Genomic DNA, 19,037 nt, shown 5'->3' with positions numbered 1-19,037 from the left:
CCCGTCACCGCTGGTGGTCTTCGCATGGCGGAATTTTGTACAGATCAGTCAAGAAAGGGTCCCGAGATGAACCCCGAACCGAGGACGGAGCGCTGAGATGCCTCGTGCCGTGTACGTGCTGGCCATGGGCATCTTCGCCATGGTCACCAGCGAGTTCGTCGTGGCCGGCCTGATGCCGCAGGTGGCCGCCGGGCTGGCGGTCACCGTGCCGCAGGTCGGCTACCTCATCACCGCCTTCGCGGTGGCGATGGCGCTGGGCGGGCCGGTGCTGACCGCCCTGGTGCTGCGGATGCGCCCGAAACCCGCCCTGATGGTGCTGTTCGCGGTCTTCCTCGCAGGCAACCTGATGGCCGCCACCGCCTCCGGCTACGCCGTGATGATGATCGCCCGCGTCGTCACCGGAGTCGCGTCCGCGGCGTTCTTCGGGGTCGCGATCTCGCTGTGCGCCAGGCTCGCGCGACCGGAGGTGCGCGGACGCGCCGTCGCGGTGGCCATGAACGGCCTGATGCTGGGCACGCTGCTGGGGCTGCCGCTGTCGACCGTGGTCGGCGAGCGCCACGGCTGGCGGGCGGCCTTCTGGGCGATCACCGCGCTGGCGGTGCTCGCCGCGCTGTGCACCGCCGTCGGCGTGCCGAGGCTGGAGCGGGCCGGCGACGGCGGCGACTTCCGCGCCGAGCTCGGCGCGTTCACCCGGCCCCGGCTGTGGCTGGCACTGGCGACGAGCACGCTCATCATCGGCGCCACGTTCTCGGCGTTCAGCTACCTCGCACCGATCCTCACCGAGCTCAGCGGCTTCGCCACCGGGACCGTCCCGCTGCTGCTGATCGCCTACGGCGCCGCGACGGTCGTCGGCAACACCGTGGTCGGCAGGCTCGCCGACCGCCACGCGATCGCCGTCCTGCTGGCCGGGCTGGTGCTCAACCTCGGGTTCCTCACCGCATTCGCGCTGCTGGCCCACCTCAGCGTCCTCGCCGTGGTGGCGATGCTCGGCATCGGCCTGGTCGGGGTGACCATGAACCCCGCGATGATCACCCGGGTGCAGCGCGCCGGGAACGCCCGGCCGCTGGTCAACACGGTGCACTCGTCGTTCATCACGCTCGGCGTGATCATCGGCTCGTGGGGCGGTGGCGTGGCCATCGGCGCCCACGGCCTGCGCGCCCCGCTCTGGCTGGGGGCGGCGCTGGCCGCGGTCGGAATCCTGACGGTGGTGCCGGAACTGCGCATGTCCCGGCGGGCTCCGGTCGTCGTCGCGGAGGAAGCGGCGGTCTGCACCTGAGAACACGCGACGGTGCCGGTCGTGGGGGTGGCCACTCGGCCGGCGCCGCTTGCGGTGCAGCTCTCAGCCGGGCAGGAAGCTCAGGCGGACGCGCCGGACGGGGTTGTCGACGTTGGTGTCCACCAGGCACACCGACTGCCAGGTGCCCAGCGCCAGCTCGCCGCCGAGCACCGGGATGGAGGCGTACGGCGGGACCACGGCGGGCAGCACGTGGTCCCGCCCGTGCCCAGGCGAGCCGTGCTCGTGCCGCCACCGCCCGTCGGCGGGCAGCAGCTCGCGCAGCGCCATGAGCAGGTCGTCGTCGCTGCCCGCGCCCGTCTCGATGATCGCCAGCCCCGCGGTCGCGTGCGGCACCCAGACGTTGAGCAGCCCGTCGCGCGCGCCCGCGGAGGCCAGGAAGCGCTCGCACTCGGCGTTGAGGTCGTAGACGACCTCCACCGATCCGGTCCGGACCTCGATCTCCTCGCTGTGCATGCGCCCCACGGTAGGCGTCGCCGATCTACCGCGCCGCCGGCGCGGTGGCGGTAGGTCGACACCGCCGGGGCCGGACGGCGAGGATGCTCGGCATGCGACACGCGTTCGGCGCGGACTTCGACGTGCCACCGGGCTACCTGAACACCGCGAGCATCGGCATCCCGACCGCGAAGGCCGCCGCCGCGGTCGGCGAGTCGGTCTCGCGGTGGTCGTCCGGGCTGGACCGGCCCGGCGACTTCGACAGCTCGGTCGCGGCGGCGCGCTCGGCCTTCGCCAGGCTGGTCGGCGTGCCGGTCGAACGGGTCGCCACCGGCGCGTCGGCGGCGCAGCTCGTCGGCCTGGTCGCGGGCAGCCTGCCGGACGGGGCGCGGGTGCTGGTCGCCGAGGGTGAGTTCACCAGCGTGTCGTTCCCGTTCGCCGCCCACCACGACCGCGGGGTCAGCGTGACCGAGGTCGAGCTGGCCGACATCCCCCGGCGCGCGCCGGAGTTCGACCTGGTCGCGGTGAGCGTCGTGCAGTCCGGCGACGGCCGGTTCGTCGACCTGGACGCGTTGCGCGAGAACGCCGGACCGGCCCGCGTGCTGCTCGACGCGACCCAGGCGGCGGGGTGGACGCCGTTGAGCCTGGACTGGGCCGACTGGGTGGTCGTCGCCGCCTACAAGTGGCTGCTCGCCCCGCGCGGCGCGGCCTGGCTGGCCCTCGGCGCCGACTCGCCGGCCTTGCGGCCCGGCAACGCGAACTGGTACGCGGGGGAGGACCCGTGGAGCACCACCTACGGCCTGCCGCTGCGGCTGGCAGGCGACGCCCGGGCCCTCGACCTCTCCCCGACGTGGTTCTCGCAGGTGGGCGGGGCCGTCGCGATGGAGTGGCTGTCCGGGCTGGACCTCGCCGAGGTCTCCCGGCACTGCACCGGACTGGCCAACCGGCTGCGCGACGGGCTGGGCATGCCGCCCGGCGACTCGGCGATCGTGGCGGTCGACGCGCCGGACGCTGTGTCCAAGCTCACCGCGGCCGGGGTGGCCTGCTCGGCGCGGGCTGGTCGCGCGCGGCTGTCGTTCCACCTCTACAACACCGACCAGGACGTGGATCTGGCACTCAACGCACTCCGGTGGTGACCGACCGTCGTCGCCGCGCACGTCGTTTTCGAACTGATATCCACAACCGCTACGGTTGGTGCCCGTGCCTGACCCGAATGGTGCGCCCGAAGACATGACGGGCTCGCTCCCCAACACACAGCGCGAGACGACGCCGCTGACTCGCGACAACTCGCGGGTACGACCGGAGAACCGGAGCGAGCCGCCCGACCCGGAAGAGGCCGGGGAGGAGAAGACCCGCCCCGCGTTCCCGCAGCCGACGGCGCAGCAGCCGGCGTCGTCGAGCGGGCCGCACCAGGTGGGTCAGCAGCACCCGGCGTCCTCCAGCGGGCCGACTCACCTCACGCCGCAGCCGGCGTCGTCGAGCGGGCCGCACCAGGTGGGTCAGCAGCACCCGGCGTCCTCCAGCGGGCCCACCCACGTCACGCCGCAGCCGGGGGCCTCCAGCGGGCCGCACCACGTCGGCCAGGCGCACCCCGCCGCCTCCACCGGCCCCGGCTACCAGCCCCAGCAGCCGCATCCGACGGCGCAGCAGCCGATGCCGCAGGCGCACCACGGCCAGTACCCGTCGAACCCGCAGCCCCGCGGTCCGCAGCCGACCGCCAAGCAGCCCTACCCGGCGCAGCCCCAGCAGGCACCGGGGCACGCTCCGGCCGCCGGGCCGGGCAACGCGCGCGCCGCCGGCGCCCGCCAACCGGCGGGCAGGGTCACACCGATGGGCTGGCTGCTGCGCGTGGCCGGGCTGTGCGCGGTCGCCGTCATCTCCGGCCTGCTGTGGATCGCCCTCAAGCCCGGCTCGGAGCCCGAGCCGCAGGCCCAGGACACCGCGCCGCGGACCAAGTACCAGTTCGCGCCGGTGACCAAGGAGGACGCCTTCCAGGGCTGCAAGAGCATCTCGACCTCCCGGATCGCGCAGTTCTTCGCCCGGCAGGAGTGCGACCACCTGACGCGGGCGCTCTACACCACCACGCTCCCGGACGGGGACAAGGTGCTGACCTCGGTGGTCACCGTCCTGATGCCGAACCCGCAGAGCGCCACCGAGCTCAACGAGCTGACCACCAAGAACAACACCGGCAACATCAAGGACCTCGTCGAGGACGGCAGGCAGGCCGAGAAGAACTTCCCCGACCTCAACGACCACGCCTACGCCTCGCAGCGGCAGGACCGGCTGGTGGTGATCGGCGACTCGGCCTACATCGGCAGGAAGACCCCGGCCAAGGACCCCGCGCTGCTGGAGGTCACCAAGGACGCGCTCCAGCTCGGCAGGCCGCAGGACCAGGCCCCGCAGTGAGCGGCCCGGCCCTGGCGCCCGCCGGGTGTCAGGGCTGACCGGGGAACTCCGGCGCCGCCGGCCGCTCGCCGATGGTCAGCCGCCACCGGGTCGCCCTGGTCGCCGCCGTGGTGAGCCCGTTCAGCGCGGTGCGCCGCAGACCTGGGTCCTCGCTGTTCTCCAGCACCGAGCGCCAGCCGACCTGGCAGTCGTGCTCGGCCTTGGCCAGCACCCGGATCGCCGAGGTCTGGTCGGTGAGCGACTGGCCCACGTCGTAGGCGGGCTGCGCGGCGGGCGGGGTCTGCCCGGAGTCGCGGACCAGCTTGTCGGCCTCGTCCCGCTGCATCCGGTGCGCGGACATGGCCTCGTCCAGCGCGGAGCGGACCCTGGACTCCGAGACGAAGGCGGCGGCCAGCCCGTACACCCAGACGGCGGCGTGCTCGGCCCCCAGCGCGGACCGCAGCGCCCGCGCGGCCTCCTCGGTCATCTCGGTCACGACAACACCTCCAGCAGGCAGGCGCAGCTCGCCGAGATCGACCCGGCCAGCCCCGCCCGGTACGGCGGCAGCGCGGGCACCATCCCGCCCAGCCGGTCCTTCGCCGCGCGCAGCGCCTCGGCCAGCGCGGCACTCGCCTGTTCGGCCGAGGCCGGAGCCTGCTGCGGCCCGGGGTCGGGCACCGACGGCGGCTTGTCCGGGTCCGGCGGGTTCATCCGGTCGATCTCGCGCTGGAGCGCCTGCGCGTGGGCCTTGCGGGCGGCGGCGACCTCTCCCGCCTGCTCCGCCAGGCCGGTGTGGGCGCGCGCGACCGCCTCGGCCAGCGCCGCGTCCTTCCTGGCCGCGGTCGCCGCGGCCAGCAGCGGATCGGGTTCCTCCGCGGTCGGCGTGCACGCCGTGGTCAGCGCCACCGCCGCGGGGGCGAGAGCGAACAGGCGCAGCGCGGACCGGCGCCCGAACGTGTACCGGGCTCGCGAAGGGGATTCCACGCCGCACCATCCTGCCAGCGCTGATCTCGGCGCCGCGCGGTGCCTCGCGACGATCACCGGCGGGGCCGGATGTAGGGTTGCTTGGCTCGGACGCCGGATCTCGCGCACCGGCCCCGCGACGGCGGAGTCCGGGCGGTTCCGGCATCGCGCCAAAGCCATCCCCGTCCACCCCGCGTCGGCGGGTGGGTGGTGCTGCGCGCCGCGCGCGGCTCGGCCACGCGGGACGCGATACGCTGGGCGACCGCGACCGGCACGGGCAGCACTGGTCGCGGGTCGGCGTGCCGCCGCAGGCCGGCGTCGCGGACCGCGCGAACGAGCGCACCGCAACGCTGCGGGTCAGCCGAATGACCCTGTAACGACTTTGAGGGAGTGCCAACGTGTCCAGCCCGCCGCGCGGTGAGGTCGCCGCGCGACTGGAGCCAGTCGTGGCCGAGGCCGTCTCGGCGGCCGGCTTCGACCTCGAGGAGCTCGACGTGCAGCAGGCCGGGCGCCGCCGGCTGGTCAAGGTCGTCGTCGACGCCGAAGAGGGCGTCGGCCTCGACGAGATCTCCGAGATCAGCCGCGCCGTGTCGAAGGTCCTCGACGCCCACGAGCACGTGCTCGCGGGCTCCTACACGCTCGAGGTGACCTCCCCGGGGGTCGACCGGCCGCTCACCAGGCCGCGGCACTGGCGGCGGGCCCGCTACCGGCTGGTCCGGGTGCGGCTGGCCGACGGCTCCGATTTGGTGGTCCGGGTCGGCGAAGCCGATGATGAGGGCGTGGTCGTGCTGGCAGGTGGCGAGATCCGCACGCTGGCCTACCGCGACGTCGAGCGCGCAGTGGTCGAGGTGGAATTCCAGCAGCCACCGGCGGAGGATCTGGTCAGGCTGGAGCGGGCTGCGGACGGCGCCCCCGAGCGCGGGGGCGACCGGGGAGACACGGAGGAGTCGAGGTGAACGTCGACATCGCGGCGCTGCGGGCGATCGAGAGCGACAAGGGCATCCCGTTCGAGACGGTCCTGGAAGCCATCGAGTCAGCGCTGCTCACCGCATACCGCCACACCGAGGGGCACCAGCCCCACGCCAGGGTGGAGGTGGACCGCAAGACCGGTGTCGTGCGGGTCATCGCCCACACCCTGGGCACCGACGGCACCGTGGCCGAGGAGTGGGACGACACCCCTGAGGGCTTCGGCCGGATCGCGGCGACCACCGCGCGCCAGGTCATCCTGCAGCGGCTGCGCGACGCCGAGCACGAGCGCACCTTCGGCGAGTTCTCCACCAAGGAGGGCGAGATCCTCGGCGGCGTCATCCAGCGCGACGCCAAGGCCAACTCGCGCGGCATGGTGATCGTGCAGGTCGGCGACAGCGAGGGCGTCATCCCCGCCGCCGAGCAGGTGCCGGGGGAGCGCTACGAGCACGGCATGCGCATCAAGTGCTACGTCGTCGGCGTCTCGCGCAGCGCCCGGGGCCCGCAGATCACGCTCTCGCGGACCCACCCGAACCTGGTACGCAGGCTGTTCGCGCTGGAGGTGCCCGAGATCGCCGACGGCACCGTGGAGATCCCGGCGGTCGCCCGCGAGGCCGGTCACCGCTCCAAGATCGCGGTCCGCTCCACCGTCGGCGGCGTCAACGCCAAGGGCGCCTGCATCGGCCCGATGGGCGCGCGCGTGCGCAACGTGATGAGCGAGCTCGGCGGCGAGAAGATCGACATCATCGACTACTCCGACGACCCGGCCACGTTCGTGGGCAACGCGCTCTCGCCTGCCAAGGTCGTCTCGGTCGAGGTCGTCGACGAGCGGGCCAAGACCGCCCGCGTGGTCGTGCCCGACTTCCAGCTCTCGCTCGCCATCGGCAAGGAGGGCCAGAACGCCCGGCTGGCGGCCCGGCTGACCGGCTGGCGGATCGACATCCGCAGCGACGCCGACCCCAGTTCGCCCGCCACCTCGGCGGGCCAGGCACCCGGGCTCGACCCCGCGGTTGGTGGCGTGCCGACCGTGGGTTCGGCCGAGTGAGGGCGGCGGGTTAGAATCACAGTTGGCTCGACGCGAGGGAGCGGCAATCCGCGCAACCAACACCAGTGACCAGGGCTCAGACCGTGGTCCGGTGCGAACGTGTGTGGGATGCCGGGTCCGGACGTCGGCTACCGAGCTGCTGAGAGTGGTCGCCGAGGGTGGTCGTGCGGGTTCCGCCGCCGTCCCGGACCCACGGCGGAGGCTTCCGGGGCGGGGCGCGTGGCTGCACCCCGACACCGCATGTCTTCGCCAGGCCGAGCGGCGTCGGGCGTTCCCACGCGCACTGCGCGTACCGGGGCCACTCGACATCTCGGCTCTGCAGGAATATCTGGAGCGCCCGGAGCGGTTGAACCGGTCCGGCCGGCTGGGGAACCACCAGGTGGCTCGTGGCCAGACCGACGCGGGAACCTCCCGCGCCAGGCATCGAAGGAAGCAGGTCGACCCGTCATGAATCAGCCGTGAAGCTGAAGCCATGAACGCGCATCGGCGATAGGACGAGGTCGAGCGGGACTGCCGCCCGGCCTCACCAGATGAGGAGAGCAGTGGCAGGCAAGGCCCGCGTACACGAGCTCGCCAAAGAGCTCGGCGTGACAAGCAAGGAAGTTCTCAACAAGCTCGCCGAACAGGGCGAGTACGTCAAGTCTGCGTCCTCCACGGTGGAGGCGCCGGTGGCGCGCAGGCTCCGGGACGCGTTCCCGAAGTCCGGCGGCAAGAAGGGCGGCGGCGACTCCAACGGCCGCGCCAAGCCCGCGCCGCCCCGCCCGCCGGAGTCCTCCGGCCGCACCGAGGCGCAGGCGCCCAAGCCCGGCCCGAAGCCGGGACCGCGCCAGGAGGCGCCGTCGGGTGAGCGCCCGAAGCCCGGTCCCAAGCCGGGTCCGAAGCCGGGCCCCAAGCCGCCCGCGCCCGAGACCAAGCCGTTCGAGGAGGCCCCGGCCCCGGCGGCCAAGGCCGACGCGCCCGCGCAGCCTCGGTCCGAGCAGTCTCGGTCCGAGCAGCCTCGGTCCGAGCAGTCTCGATCCGAGCAGCCGCGTTCGGAGCAGCCTCGCTCCGAGCGGTCCGGACCCAAGCCCGGCGGACCCAAGCCGGGCCCGAAGCCGGGCCCCAAGCCCGGCTCCCGCGGTGGTGGCGACGCCGACGCCGGTGTCGTGCCGCCCAGGCCGCAGTCGCCCAAGCCCGGCCCGCGCTCGCCGCGTGTCGGCAACAACCCGTTCGGCGTCGGCAGCGGCGCCCCGGCGCAGCGTCCGCCGCGCCCGGGGCCCGGCGGTGGCCAGCGCCAGGGCGGTCAGGGCCCCGGCCCGTCCGCGAGGGCGCCTTGCGGCGCCTCGCGGCGCTGCTGGCCGTCGCGCTGCTGCCCGCGCTGCGGGCGCTTGCCGCCGCCGTTGCGGCGGCCGCCCGCGCCGCCGGCCCCGCCGCCTCCGGCGGACTGGCCGCGCTCCGCGCGGCCGCCGGAGCCGTTGGTTTCGTCGTCGAGCCGGAGGGTCAGGGAGATCCGCTTGCGCGGGATGTCGACGTCGAGGACCTTGACGCGGACCACGTCGCCGGACTTGACGACGTCGTGGGGGTCGCTGACGAAGTTCTTCGACATGGCCGAGACGTGCACGAGGCCGTCCTGGTGCACGCCGATGTCGACGAACGCGCCGAAGGCGGCGACGTTGGTGACCACGCCCTCCAGGCGCATGCCGGGCTTGAGGTCGCCGATCTTCTCCACACCGTCGGCGAAGGTCGCCGTCTTGAAGGTCGGGCGCGGGTCGCGTCCGGGCTTCTCGAGCTCGGACAGGATGTCGGTGACGGTCGGCAGGCCGAACTTGTCGTCGACGAAGCTCTCCGGCTTGAGGCCGCGCAGCACCCGGGTGTTGCCGATGAGCCCGGAGATCCCGTCGTCGGTCCGCTCCAGGATGCGGCGCACCACGGGGTAGGCCTCGGGGTGCACGGCGGAGGAGTCCAGCGGGTCGTCACCGTCCGGGATCCGCAGGAAGCCCGCGCACTGCTCGAACGCCTTGGGTCCGAGCCGCGCCACGTCCTTGAGCGACTTGCGCGAGCGGAACGGGCCGTTGGCGTCGCGGTGCACGACGATGTTCTCGGCCAGCCCCTCGCCGATGCCCGAGACCCGGGTCAGCAGCGGCGCGGAGGCCGTGTTGACGTCGACGCCCACGGCGTTCACGCAGTCCTCGACCACCGCGTCCAGGGAACGCGACAGCTTGGTCTCGGACACGTCGTGCTGGTACTGGCCGACGCCGATCGACTTCGGGTCGATCTTGACCAGCTCGGCCAGCGGGTCCTGCAGCCTGCGCGCGATCGACACCGCGCCGCGCAGCGACACGTCGAGGTCGGGCAGCTCGCGGGAGGCGTAGGGAGACGCGGAGTACACCGACGCGCCCGCCTCCGAGACCGAGATCTTGGTGAGCTTGAGGTCGGCGTGCTTCTTGATCAGCTCAGCGGCGAGCTTGTCGGTCTCGCGCGAGGCCGTGCCGTTGCCGATGGCGACCAGGTCGACGCCGTGCGCGCGGGCCAGCTTCTCCAGCTTGGCGATCGCCTCGTCCCAGCGCTGCTGCGGCTGGTGGGGGTAGATGGTGTCGGTGGCCACCACCTTGCCGGTGCCGTCGACGACGGCGACCTTCACACCGGTGCGGAAGCCCGGGTCCAGGCCCATGGTCGCGCGGGTGCCCGCCGGGGCCGCCAGCAGCAGGTCGCGCAGGTTGGCCGCGAAGATCCGGACGGCCTCGTCCTCGGCGGACTGGCGCAGCCGCAGCCGCAGGTCGATGCCGAGGTGGGTGAGGATGCGGGTGCGCCAGGCCCAGCGCACGACGTCCGACAGCCAGCGGTCGGCCGGGCGCCCCTGGTCGGCGATGTCGAACCGCTGGGCGATGCGGCGCTCGTACTCGGTGGGCCCCTCGGACTGCTCGTTGCCGTCGTCGGGTTCGAGCGCGATGTCGAGGAACTCCTCCTTCTCGCCCCGGAACATCGCGAGGATGCGGTGCGAGGGCAGGTCGGTGAAGGCCTCGGAGAACTCGAAGTAGTCGGAGAACTTCGCGCCCTCCTCGTCCTTGCCGTCGCGGACGCGGGAGACGAGCCTGCCGCGCGTCCACATGCGCTCGCGCAGGTCGCCGATCAGGTCGGCGTCCTCGGAGAAGCGCTCGACCAGGATCGCCCGCGCGCCGTCGAGCGCGGCCTGCGCGTCGGCCACGCCCTTGTCGGCGTCGACGTAGCCCGCCGCGGTCTCGCGCGGGTCGTGCGAGGGGTCCGAGAGCAGCAGGTCGGCCAGCGGCTGCAGCCCCGCCTCGATGGCGATCTGGGCCTTGGTCCGGCGCTTGGGCTTGAAGGGCAGGTAGATGTCCTCCAGCCGGGCCTTGGAGTCGGCGGCCATGATGCTGGCTTCCAGCGCGTCGTCGAGCTTGCCCTGGGAGCGGATCGACTCCAGCACCGTCGCGCGCCGCTCCTCCAGCTCGCGCAGGTAGCGCAGGCGGTCTTCCAGGGTGCGCAGCTGGGCGTCGTCGAGGGCGCCGGTCGCCTCCTTGCGGTAGCGGGCGATGAACGGCACGGTCGCCCCGCCGTCGAGGAGGTCGACTGCCGCCTGCACCTGTCGCTCGCGGACGCCGAGCTCCTCGGCGATCTTGTGGTGAACAGATGTCGTCACGATCCTGATCCGCCTTATCCGAGCTACGCCGAAGATCCGCCGTGCATTCTGCCGGAAGCCGCGAACGGCCCCGCCCGGCACTCGCGTCGGCGTGTCGGCACCCGCTTGCCCAGCACTTTCGCACCCGCCGGAGAGGGAGAGCACCGAGCGCCGGAGGTGCCGCGGGCAGCGCCGCGCCGCTGTGGCAGACTCCGCCGCCGGGTCGAGCCGGGAGATCGGCGGGGCCCAGCCGCGACCTCGAGCGATGCCCAGGAGCCGCCCCCGGCCAGGGGCCGGCTGCCCCTGGAGAAGGCCCGGGGCAAGGTCATCGGTCACCCGCTGTGTCCGGGGTCTCGTCGTCGCTCGTTGTGACCGAGGTCTGTGACCCACGCCAAAAAACAGCCGGATTCTCACGTCGCGTAATCGCTATGACGGTCCAGGGTTACCTCTAATGGGTCAATCTAGGTAGTCGCGTACGTACAAACCGCGATGCTCGTGCACTCTCCGTGCCGGAGTGTGGGGACACGTGAAACCCGAATCCCCCGACCAATCCCGAAACCCCGAAAACCCCGACACCTCGAACGAGACGCAGGACCGCGGTCTGCGTTCCTCGGCCCTCAAGGCCGACCACGCGGTGCGTTCCGCCGTGGACCAGGTTCGGCCGGTGGTTCACCGGATCGGTGAGTCGCCCGCCGCGCAGCGCCTGCGGCAGTGGCTCGCGCCGCTGCTGCTGCGCATCCAGCAGTGGATCGCTCCGCTCGCGCGGCGCCTCTGGGAGAGGGTGGCGCCGCAGGTGGAAGCGGCCCAGGGCAAGGTCCAGGGCAAGCTGGGCTCGGCCTTCGGCAACGACCTGACCGCGGGCAGGCAGTCCGCGGTGCCCGCCCGGGTGCGCTCGATGCAGCTCGGCGCCGTGGCGGCCGCGCTCGGCATCGTCGCCGTCGTGGTCGGCAGCGCCGGCGGCACCTCCGGCGGCCAGGACGTGGAGGAGGCCGCGCAGACGGCCGCGCTGCCCGCGGGCTCCCCGCAGAACCCGGGGCAGGCTCCGGTTCCGGCCGACCCGCACGGCGGCGACGGGGACGTGCCGCCGGAGGCGCCGCCCGGCCCCGAGCCGGAGGCTCCGTGGGGTCCGCCCGCCGAGGGCATCGACGTCTCCAACCACAACGGCTCCATCGACTGGCGCAAGGTCGCCGCCGACGGCAAGCAGTTCACCTTCGTGCTGGCCACCGACGGCACCAGCTTCACCAACCCCCGCTACAGCGAGCAGTACCACGGCGCCAAGGAGGCCGGGCTGATCGCCGGTGCCTACCACTTCGCGCGGCCCGACAAGTCCGCCGAGGCGCAGGCCGACCGGCTGCTGGCCACCGCCGACTACCAGCCCGACGGCCGCTCCCTGCCTCCGGTGCTCGACCTGGAGGTCGACCCGAAGGGCGGCGGCTGCTACGGACTGTCGGTGCAGGAGATGCACCAGTGGACCGACACCTTCAACCGCAAGATCAAGGACGCGACCGGCAAGGACCCGATCATCTACGCCAACCCGTCCTTCTGGAACCAGTGCATGGGCGGCACCGCCGACTACGGTGACCACCCGCTGTGGCTGGCCTCCTACGGTGTGAGCAACCCGAAGGTCCCCGCGGGCTTCGACAACTGGGACTTCTGGCAGTACACCGACAGCGGCAAGGTGGCTGGCATCAGCAAGCCGACCGACCTGAACCAGTTCCAGGGTGGTATCGAGCGTCTCAAGCAGCTGGCCTCGAACTGACCCGGTCAGGTACAACGGGCCGTCCGCACCGCGCGGGCGGCCCGTTCTCGTGCGTCCGCGCAGGTCGGGACCAAGGGCCCGTGACGGTGCGCGGTTCGAACGTGCATGCTGACGGACACCGGGAGGGCAGAGCTCTTCCGGTCCCGACCGCGAGGAGACGCTTTGATCCTGAACCAGTCGCCATGCGCCCACGGCGAGTCCGGCCTGCTGCCGGTGCTGACCGCGCTGGAGTCCGCCCGCGTCCTGCGGTACCGGATCGACGTGCTGGACACCGCCGACGCCGACGACCTGACGGGCCTGCGGCACGAGGCCGCCATGCTGCGCCACTGGTTGGAGGTCGGCCACCGGGAAGCCGAGTACACCGCGCTGCTGGAGGGCCTGGCGGCGTTCGCCGACCACGTCGACCACCTGCTCGCCGAGGCCTGAGCCCGTGCCCGCCGCGGAGCCCGCACCGCCGGGCTCCGCGGTTCACGTTCGCCGTTTTCGGCTCACCACCCCGAGCCCGACGCGTGCGGCTCATCCCGGAGCCCGGGCCGCCCGCGGCTCACCTGCCGGGGACTCGTCCCGGTAGCGAGCGGGTACCGGATCGGTCCAATCGGGTCACTGGCCGACATTCGGGCTACCCGCAAGTAGCTATTTGTTCTAGTGTGCTGGGAAACCCCGCCCCCGCAGGGCGTTTTGTCTGTTCCACTCCCCGGAGGGTTTTCGATGGAAGCCAGCACGCAGACCCCGACCGGCGTCGAACGGCGTCCGGCCTCGGTCGGCCGGATGTTCCTCGACCGGGTCGCCGACACCCCGGACCTGGAGGCCTACCGCTTCCCGCGGGGTGACCGCTGGGAGTCGGTCACCTGGGCGCAGGCCGCGGACCGGGTCGCCGAGCTCGCGGCCGGACTGCTGACCCTGGGCATCGGGCCGCAGGAGCGGGTCGCGATCGCCTCGGGGACCAGGTACGAGTGGGTGCTGGCCGACCTGGCGATCATGTGCGCCGGCGCGGCGACCACCACCGTCTACCCGAGCACGGTGTCGTCGGAGGTCGCCTACATCCTGTCCGACTCCGGCAGCCGCATCGTCTTCGCCGAGGACGACGAGCAGATCGCCAAGCTGCGCGAGCACCGCGACGAGCTGGGCGACGTCTGCAAGGTGGTCACTTTCGACGGCACGCCCGACGGCGACTGGGTGATCTCGCTGGCCGAGCTGGAGGACCTCGGCGGCCAGCTGCTATCCGAACGCCCGGACGTGGTGCGCGAGCGAGTCGAGGCCACCGCGCCGGACGCGCTGGCGACCGTCATCTACACCTCCGGCACCACCGGCGCGCCCAAGGGCGTGCGGCTGCTGCACTCGGCGTGGACCTACGAGGGCTGGGCGGTGGCCGAGCAGGGCATCGTCTCGGCCGACGACCTGCAGTACTTCTGGCTGCCGATGGCCCACGCCTTCGGCAAGGTCCTGATGTGCGCGCAGCTCGCCGTCGGGTTCGCGACCGCGATCGACGGCCGGATCGACCGGCTGGTCGACAACCTCGCCGTGGTGCGGCCGACCGTCATGGGCGCGGCGCCGCGGATCTTCGAGAAGGCCCACGCGAGGGTCGTGACCATGGCCGCCGGCGAGGGCGGCGTGAAGAAGAAGATCTTCGACTGGGCGTTCGACGTCGGGCGCCGGGTCTCCAGGCTGCGGCAGGCCAAGCAGCCGGTGCCCCCGCGGCTGGCGATGGCCTACAAGGTGGCCGACCGCCTGGTGTTCACCAAGATCCGCGAGCGCTTCGGCGGGCGGATCCGGTTCTTCATCTCCGGCTCCGCGCCGCTGGACCCGCAGATCGCGGAGTGGTTCGACGCGGCGGGCGTGCTGATCCTGGAGGGCTACGGTCTGACCGAGACCTCGGCGGGCACCTCGATCAACCGGCCCGGCAACTACCGCTTCGGCACCATCGGCGAACCGCTGCCCGGAACCGAGATGCGCATCGCCGAGGACGGCGAGATCCTGATCAAGGGTCCCGGGGTGATGTCGGGCTACCACCACCGCGAGACCGAGACGGCCGAGACGCTGGACGCCGACGGCTGGCTGCACACCGGCGACATCGGCGAGCGCGACCCGGACGGGCTGATCCGCATCACCGACCGCAAGAAGGACCTGTTCAAGACCTCCGGCGGCAAGTACATCGCGCCGACGGCGATCGAGGGCCGGTTCAAGGCGATCTGCCCGTACGTCAGCCAGTTCCTCGTGCACGGGCCGGGGCGCAACTACTGCACGGCGCTGCTGACCCTGGACGAGGAGACGATCGTGCCGTGGGCCCGCGACAACGGGCTGGACGGGCGGAGCTACGCCGAGATCGTCTCCTCCGCCGAGGTGCGCGACCTCGTGCAGGACTACGTCGACCAGCTCAACGCCGGGCTCAACCGGTGGGAGACGATCAAGAGCTTCACCATCCTCACCCGCGATCTGTCCATCGAGGACGGTGAGCTGACGCCGAGTCTGAAGGTCAAGCGGCGCGTCGTCGAGGAGCGCAACCAGGACGCCCTGGACGGGATGTACTCGTCGTAACGTCCGGCTGCGACCGCGGAGGGGCCGGAGGGCGGCTTCGGCGGATCGGCGGCTGACGGCGGACCGCTGCCGGGCAGCGGTCCGCCGGTGCACCGCTGCTCGGCCCGCCTACTCCCGTGCGGACGCGTCGCCGGAACGCCACTCGCTCGCCAGCAGCGACCACACCTCGATGTCGAACCTGCGGCCCAGGTAGGGGAAAACCTCCCGCAGGACGCCGTCGAGGGTCATGCCCAGCCGCTTGGCGACGGCCTTGCTGCGCTCGTTCTCGACCGCGTTGCGCCATTCCACCCGGTGCATGCCGCGTTCGCCGACGGCCCAGTCGATCATGAGCCGCGCCGCGCGGGTGATCAGCCCGTGCCCCTGCGCTTCCGGGGACAGCCAGACGCCGATCTCGCAGAGCCCGTCGACAGGGCTGAAGACGCGGAAGAGGGTGCCGCCGACCAGCCTGCCGTGCGACCAGATCCCGTAGATCCGGCCGTCGTCGGCGGCCTGCCGGTCGGCGTAGCGCTGGAGGAAGGCCCGCGCCGACTCCTCGTCGGTGACCAGTTGCGTCCAAGGCAGCCACCGTTCGAGGTGGACCCGGTTGCGGTCGGCGAACGCGGCGAACTCGGCGGCCTGCCACGGTTCCAGCGGTCGGAGCTCGGCACCCTCGGCCAGTCGGCACGACAACATCCGCGACTCCGTTCCGCTCGAATCCCCGTTCGCATCCTAGCCGGATCCGGTGGCGCGCTCCCCCGGATTTCCACGGCAGCCAGGGCGTCAGGCCGGTTGCACCGAGTACGGCTTGAGCGCTACCGACCGGGCTGCCCGGTTGAGCGGGCCCTGGTCCTCCTGGCCGCGCCCGTTGGTGATGGCGAGTTCCTGGCACCCCCGGACGTAGTCGCGCATTTCCCGCTCGTAGGCGGCGAACGCCGAGGTGTGGTCGCCGTCGGCGGCCGCGAGCTCGCCCGCCAGCACGTAACCGGCCACCAGCGCGAGGCTGGTGCCCATGCCCGACAGCGGGCTCGCGCAGTACCCGGCGTCGCCGGCGAGCGCGACCCGGCCGCTGGACCAGCCCGGCATCCGGATCTGGCTCATCGAGTCGCAGAAAAAGTCCGGTGCCCGCCACATCTCCTCCAGCAGCCGGGGCACCTCCCAGCCGTCCGCGCCGAAGCGCTCGGCCATCAGCCGCTTCTGCCCCTCGACGTCGCGGTGGTCGAAGTCCAGCCGCGGTGCCTCGAACCCGAGCATCGCCCGCACCTCGGTGTTGCGCCGGGTGCTGAGCACTCCGGCGAGTTTGCCGGGGGACTGGTGGAAGACCTGCCAGCGGTCCAGCCCGAGGAAGTTGGGGACGCTGAAGATCGCCAGATAGGTGTCGAGGTGGTGCGCGAAGCGCGACTCGTCGCCGAAGACCAGGCCGCGCACCGCCGAGTGCAGGCCGTCGGCGCCGACGACGAGGTCGAAGGTGCGCGGCGCACCGTGGTCGAAGGTGACCAGCACGTCGTGCTCGCGCTGGGTGATCGAGGTGATCGAGTCGCCCAGGACGTACTCGCTGTCGTGGCGGGTCGCCGCGTGCATGATGCGGACCAGGTCGCTGCGCATGAGCTCGACGTCCGGGCAGGCCAGGTCGCCGCCGGTGAGCGTGCGCCCGGTGTCGCGCCACAGCTCCGCGCCGGAGGGGTCCACGTAGGACATGCCGGTCATGTCGGTGGCGTGGCGGCGGATCTCGTCGAGCAGCCCCATCCTTTCGACCACGTCCAGCGCCGTGCCGCGGACGTCGATCGGCTGGCCGCCGGTGCGGATCGCCGGCGCGCGTTCCACGACGGTGGCGCCGAACCCGTGGTGGCGCAGCCAGTACGCCAGTGCGGGGCCCGCGACACCGGCGCCGGAGATGAGGACGTTCAGCATCAGGTGCTCCTTCGGAAGTCTTTCGGTACCAGGAAATGTACGGCGTATTTAGCGGTATTCCGTCTCTGTGCACTGAATTCGTGGAATACTGAATATGTGTACTAGTACACATGTGGCCTGATTTTGCGGTTTTGGTGAGGAAATCGTGTTGTCCGGCGCCTGTCGGTGCGATGTCGTACTAGTACGCTTGCGCGGACTTGGGAGGACGAGTGAACAAGGCCGATCCGCCGTACCTGGCCATCGCGGCGCGGATCCGCGCCCGCATCGCCTCGGGCGAACTGCGCCCCGACGACCGGGTGCCCTCGGCACGGCGCATCAGCCGGGAGCACGGCGTGGCGATCGCGACCGCGACGAAGGTGCTGGCCGAGCTGCGCCGTCAGGGCCTGGTGCGGGCCGTGCCCGGTGTGGGCACCGTGGTCGTCGGCGTTCCGCGGGACGCGCAGGGGGAGACCGGTGCGATGCCCGACCGGATGGTGCGCGTGGCGATCGGGATCGCCGACGCCGAGGGACTCGACGCGGTGTCGATGCGGCGGATCGCGACCGAGCTGGGCGTGGCCACCATGACCCTGTACCGCCACGTTCGCAGCAAGGGTGACCTGGTGCTGCGGATGGCGGACGCGGCCTTCGGCGAGTCCCCGCTGCCGGAGGTGGTGCCGCCCGGGTGGCGGGCCCGGCTGGAGGTCTCGGCGCGGCTCCAGTGGGCCCTGTATCGCAGGCACCCGTGGCTGCCCGGCGCGATCTCGTTCGCCCGGCCGAGGCCGATGCCGAACGTGATGCTGCACGTCGAGTGGGTGGTCCGGGCGCTCGACGGCCTCGGCCTGGACCGCTCGACCTTGCTCTACACCTACGTCACGCTTTTCAACCACGTGCGCGGGACCGCGCTCAACCTGCGCCCCGACGCCGAGGCTCTGCGCGACACCGGGATGTCTGCCGACGAGTGGATGGACGCGCACGGCGGGCCGGAGCTGCGCTCGGTGCTCGATCCCGAGCGCTACCCGGTGTTCGTCGCGCTCACGGAGCAGGACTGGGACTTCGACTTCGACACGCTCTTCGAGCAGGGGCTGCGCCAGCTCCTCGACGGCCTCGAGGCCCGGCTCACCGGATAGCCCGCTCCCGGTCCGTGCGCGGACCGTCGGCGATCCGTGCGTGCCCGGCGGCAGAGTCGGACAGGTCAGCCAACGACGAGCGGGAAGAGACCATGAACGAGCACAAGGAAGCTGTCACCGTGATCGGCCTGGGCCCGATGGGCCGCAGCATCGTGCGGGTCCTGCTGGCCGCCGGGCACCCGGTGACCGTCTGGAACCGCACGCCCGGCCGAGCCGACGCCATGGTGGCCGAGGGCGCGGTGCGCGCGCAGACCCCGGCCGAGGCGGTGGCGGCCTCCGGGCTGGTGCTGCTGAGCCTGACCGACTACCAGGCCATGTACGACATCCTCGGCGACGGCGAGGGGCTTTCCGGCAAGGTGCTGGTGAACCTCAGCTCCGACACCCCGGAGCGCAGCCGCGAGGCCGCGACGTGGGCTGCCGAGCGCGGCGCGGAGTTCCTCACCGGCGGCATCATGGTGCCGGAGAACCTGGTCGGCACCGAATCCGCCTACACCTTCTACAGCGGCCCGCGCGAGGTGCTCGATGCCCACGAGCCGGTGCTGCGCCTGATCGGCAGGCCCGACTACGTCGGCACCGACCCCGGCCTGGCCCAGCTCTACTACCTGGCGCAGCTGGACATCTTCCTCGGGTCGCTGTCGCTCTACATGCACGCGACCGCGCTGCTGGGCTCGGCGGGGGTGTCGGCGAAGGAGTTCCTGCCGAGGGCGGTGGAGAACTTCGACACGGTGTCCTATTTCCTCGCCGATGCGGCCAAGGCCGTCGACGAGGGCGCCCACCCCGGGGACGCGGCCTCGACCTTCATGATGGGCGCGACCGCCGACCACATCGTCGGTGCGAGCGAAGTGGCGGGCATCGATCTGGCGCTGCCGAAAGCGATCCAGTCGCACTACGCGCGGGCCGTCGCGGCCGGGCACGGCAAGGACAGCTGGACCAGCCTCATCAACGTCATCCGCGACCCATCGCTCTGAGTGCTGGCTTCGGACGCACCCCTGCGTGGCAGGGGTGGGTCGAGCGGCTTCGCCGCTTCGAAGGCCAAAGACAGGTCTGAC

General features: G+C 72.3%; 17 protein-coding genes and 1 pseudogene. 12 read left to right on the top strand and 6 right to left on the bottom strand.

Annotated elements, in window-relative coordinates; translation table 11 throughout:
• Positions 1-97 precede the first annotated feature (97 nt).
• A complete protein-coding gene (locus tag HUO13_RS29830) occupies positions 98-1,276 on the top strand; it encodes an MFS transporter (protein ID WP_211898288.1) in 1,179 nt (392 codons plus the stop codon).
• 63 nt (positions 1,277-1,339) lie between these two features.
• On the opposite strand, the gene HUO13_RS29825 is transcribed toward HUO13_RS29830, so the two are convergent.
• Entirely contained in the window at positions 1,340-1,750 is a 411-nt protein-coding gene (locus tag HUO13_RS29825) for a YjbQ family protein (RefSeq protein WP_211898287.1), read from the bottom strand.
• Positions 1,751-1,842: 92 nt separating this feature from the next.
• On the opposite strand from HUO13_RS29825, the gene HUO13_RS29820 reads away from it, so the two are divergent.
• Together HUO13_RS29820 and HUO13_RS29815 are read left to right on the top strand one after the other, a co-directional pair.
• Entirely contained in the window at positions 1,843-2,865 is a 1,023-nt protein-coding gene (locus tag HUO13_RS29820) for an aminotransferase (protein ID WP_211898286.1), read from the top strand.
• 94 nt (positions 2,866-2,959) lie between these two features.
• On the top strand, positions 2,960-4,135 hold the full coding sequence (locus HUO13_RS29815; RefSeq protein WP_249124175.1) for a hypothetical protein: 1,176 nt from the start codon (positions 2,960-2,962) through the stop codon (positions 4,133-4,135).
• 28 nt (positions 4,136-4,163) lie between these two features.
• On the opposite strand, the gene HUO13_RS29810 is transcribed toward HUO13_RS29815, so the two are convergent.
• Both HUO13_RS29810 and HUO13_RS29805 read right to left on the bottom strand, forming a co-directional pair.
• Positions 4,164-4,601: a ferritin-like domain-containing protein gene (locus HUO13_RS29810; RefSeq protein ID WP_249125189.1), complete on the bottom strand. Its 438-nt coding sequence runs from the start codon at positions 4,599-4,601 to the stop codon at positions 4,164-4,166.
• 5 nt (positions 4,602-4,606) lie between these two features.
• Positions 4,607-5,098, bottom strand: coding sequence for a hypothetical protein (locus HUO13_RS29805; protein WP_211898284.1), 492 nt, complete (start codon positions 5,096-5,098; stop codon positions 4,607-4,609).
• Between the two features lie 377 nt (positions 5,099-5,475).
• On the opposite strand from HUO13_RS29805, the gene rimP reads away from it, so the two are divergent.
• The 4 genes and pseudogenes from rimP to HUO13_RS37855 all read left to right on the top strand — a co-directional run.
• A complete protein-coding gene (rimP, locus tag HUO13_RS29800; RefSeq protein ID WP_211898283.1) occupies positions 5,476-6,033 on the top strand; it encodes a ribosome maturation factor RimP in 558 nt (185 codons plus the stop codon).
• Positions 6,030-7,088 carry a transcription termination factor NusA gene (gene nusA / locus HUO13_RS29795; protein WP_211898282.1) on the top strand — a complete coding sequence of 353 codons (1,059 nt, stop codon included), beginning with the start codon at positions 6,030-6,032 and terminating at the stop codon, positions 7,086-7,088. Before rimP ends, nusA begins: the two co-directional genes overlap by 4 nt.
• The gene (locus tag HUO13_RS29790) at positions 7,057-7,539 is read left to right on the top strand and encodes a YlxR family protein (RefSeq protein WP_349253344.1); all 483 of its coding nucleotides are present in this window, start codon (positions 7,057-7,059) and stop codon (positions 7,537-7,539) included. The genes nusA and HUO13_RS29790 overlap by 32 nt, the downstream gene beginning before the upstream one ends.
• Positions 7,540-7,618: 79 nt before the next feature.
• Positions 7,619-7,723, top strand: a pseudogene (locus tag HUO13_RS37855) (translation initiation factor IF-2 N-terminal domain-containing protein); the annotation flags it as partial.
• A gap of 647 nt (positions 7,724-8,370) precedes the next feature.
• Here the strand turns inward: HUO13_RS37855 and HUO13_RS29780 are convergent.
• Positions 8,371-10,725, bottom strand: a complete 2,355-nt coding sequence (locus HUO13_RS29780; RefSeq protein ID WP_432757867.1) for a Tex family protein — start codon at positions 10,723-10,725, stop codon at positions 8,371-8,373.
• A gap of 502 nt (positions 10,726-11,227) precedes the next feature.
• Here HUO13_RS29780 and HUO13_RS29775 point away from each other — a divergent pair.
• From HUO13_RS29775 to HUO13_RS29765, 3 genes are all read left to right on the top strand, one after another.
• A complete protein-coding gene (locus HUO13_RS29775) occupies positions 11,228-12,460 on the top strand; it encodes a lysozyme (RefSeq protein ID WP_211898279.1) in 1,233 nt (410 codons plus the stop codon).
• A gap of 162 nt (positions 12,461-12,622) precedes the next feature.
• A complete protein-coding gene (locus HUO13_RS29770; protein WP_009950783.1) occupies positions 12,623-12,886 on the top strand; it encodes a hypothetical protein in 264 nt (87 codons plus the stop codon).
• A 282-nt stretch (positions 12,887-13,168) separates the two neighbouring features.
• Entirely contained in the window at positions 13,169-14,995 is a 1,827-nt protein-coding gene (locus HUO13_RS29765; protein WP_211898278.1) for an AMP-dependent synthetase/ligase, read from the top strand.
• Between the two features lie 108 nt (positions 14,996-15,103).
• On the opposite strand, the gene HUO13_RS29760 is transcribed toward HUO13_RS29765, so the two are convergent.
• Together HUO13_RS29760 and HUO13_RS29755 are read right to left on the bottom strand one after the other, a co-directional pair.
• On the bottom strand, positions 15,104-15,667 hold the full coding sequence (locus HUO13_RS29760; protein WP_211898277.1) for a GNAT family N-acetyltransferase: 564 nt from the start codon (positions 15,665-15,667) through the stop codon (positions 15,104-15,106).
• An 87-nt stretch (positions 15,668-15,754) separates the two neighbouring features.
• Positions 15,755-16,882 (bottom strand): FAD-dependent monooxygenase, encoded by a 1,128-nt coding sequence (locus HUO13_RS29755; protein ID WP_211898276.1) that lies wholly within the window; start codon positions 16,880-16,882, stop codon positions 15,755-15,757.
• A gap of 209 nt (positions 16,883-17,091) precedes the next feature.
• Here HUO13_RS29755 and HUO13_RS29750 point away from each other — a divergent pair, with 209 nt between their 5' ends.
• Together HUO13_RS29750 and HUO13_RS29745 are read left to right on the top strand one after the other, a co-directional pair.
• Positions 17,092-17,988 carry a TetR/AcrR family transcriptional regulator C-terminal domain-containing protein gene (locus tag HUO13_RS29750; RefSeq protein WP_211898275.1) on the top strand — a complete coding sequence of 299 codons (897 nt, stop codon included), beginning with the start codon at positions 17,092-17,094 and terminating at the stop codon, positions 17,986-17,988.
• A gap of 92 nt (positions 17,989-18,080) precedes the next feature.
• Positions 18,081-18,956 (top strand): NAD(P)-dependent oxidoreductase, encoded by an 876-nt coding sequence (locus tag HUO13_RS29745; RefSeq protein ID WP_211898274.1) that lies wholly within the window; start codon positions 18,081-18,083, stop codon positions 18,954-18,956.
• The last annotated feature ends 81 nt before the right edge of the window (positions 18,957-19,037 follow it).

The organism is Saccharopolyspora erythraea (assembly GCF_018141105.1).
Lineage (GTDB): Bacteria > Actinomycetota > Actinomycetes > Mycobacteriales > Pseudonocardiaceae > Saccharopolyspora_D > Saccharopolyspora_D erythraea_A.
The sequence above is the reverse complement of the archived record's forward strand: the minus strand, read 5'-3'. Positions and strand labels throughout refer to the sequence as shown.

Bases quoted from the DNA above. Each gene is read 5' to 3' on its own strand.
- HUO13_RS29830 (WP_211898288.1), top strand. From the start codon at position 98: ATGCCTCGTGCCGTGTACGTGCTGGCCATGGGCATCTTCGCCATGGTC.
- HUO13_RS29825 (WP_211898287.1), bottom strand. From the start codon at position 1,750: ATGCACAGCGAGGAGATCGAGGTCCGGACCGGATCGGTGGAGGTCGTC.
- HUO13_RS29820 (WP_211898286.1), top strand. From the start codon at position 1,843: ATGCGACACGCGTTCGGCGCGGACTTCGACGTGCCACCGGGCTACCTG.
- HUO13_RS29815 (WP_249124175.1), top strand. From the start codon at position 2,960: ATGACGGGCTCGCTCCCCAACACACAGCGCGAGACGACGCCGCTGACT.
- HUO13_RS29810 (WP_249125189.1), bottom strand. From the start codon at position 4,601: ATGACCGAGGAGGCCGCGCGGGCGCTGCGGTCCGCGCTGGGGGCCGAG.
- HUO13_RS29765 (WP_211898278.1), top strand. From the start codon at position 13,169: ATGGAAGCCAGCACGCAGACCCCGACCGGCGTCGAACGGCGTCCGGCC.
- HUO13_RS29760 (WP_211898277.1), bottom strand. From the start codon at position 15,667: ATGTTGTCGTGCCGACTGGCCGAGGGTGCCGAGCTCCGACCGCTGGAA.
- HUO13_RS29755 (WP_211898276.1), bottom strand. From the start codon at position 16,882: ATGCTGAACGTCCTCATCTCCGGCGCCGGTGTCGCGGGCCCCGCACTG.
- HUO13_RS29745 (WP_211898274.1), top strand. From the start codon at position 18,081: ATGAACGAGCACAAGGAAGCTGTCACCGTGATCGGCCTGGGCCCGATG.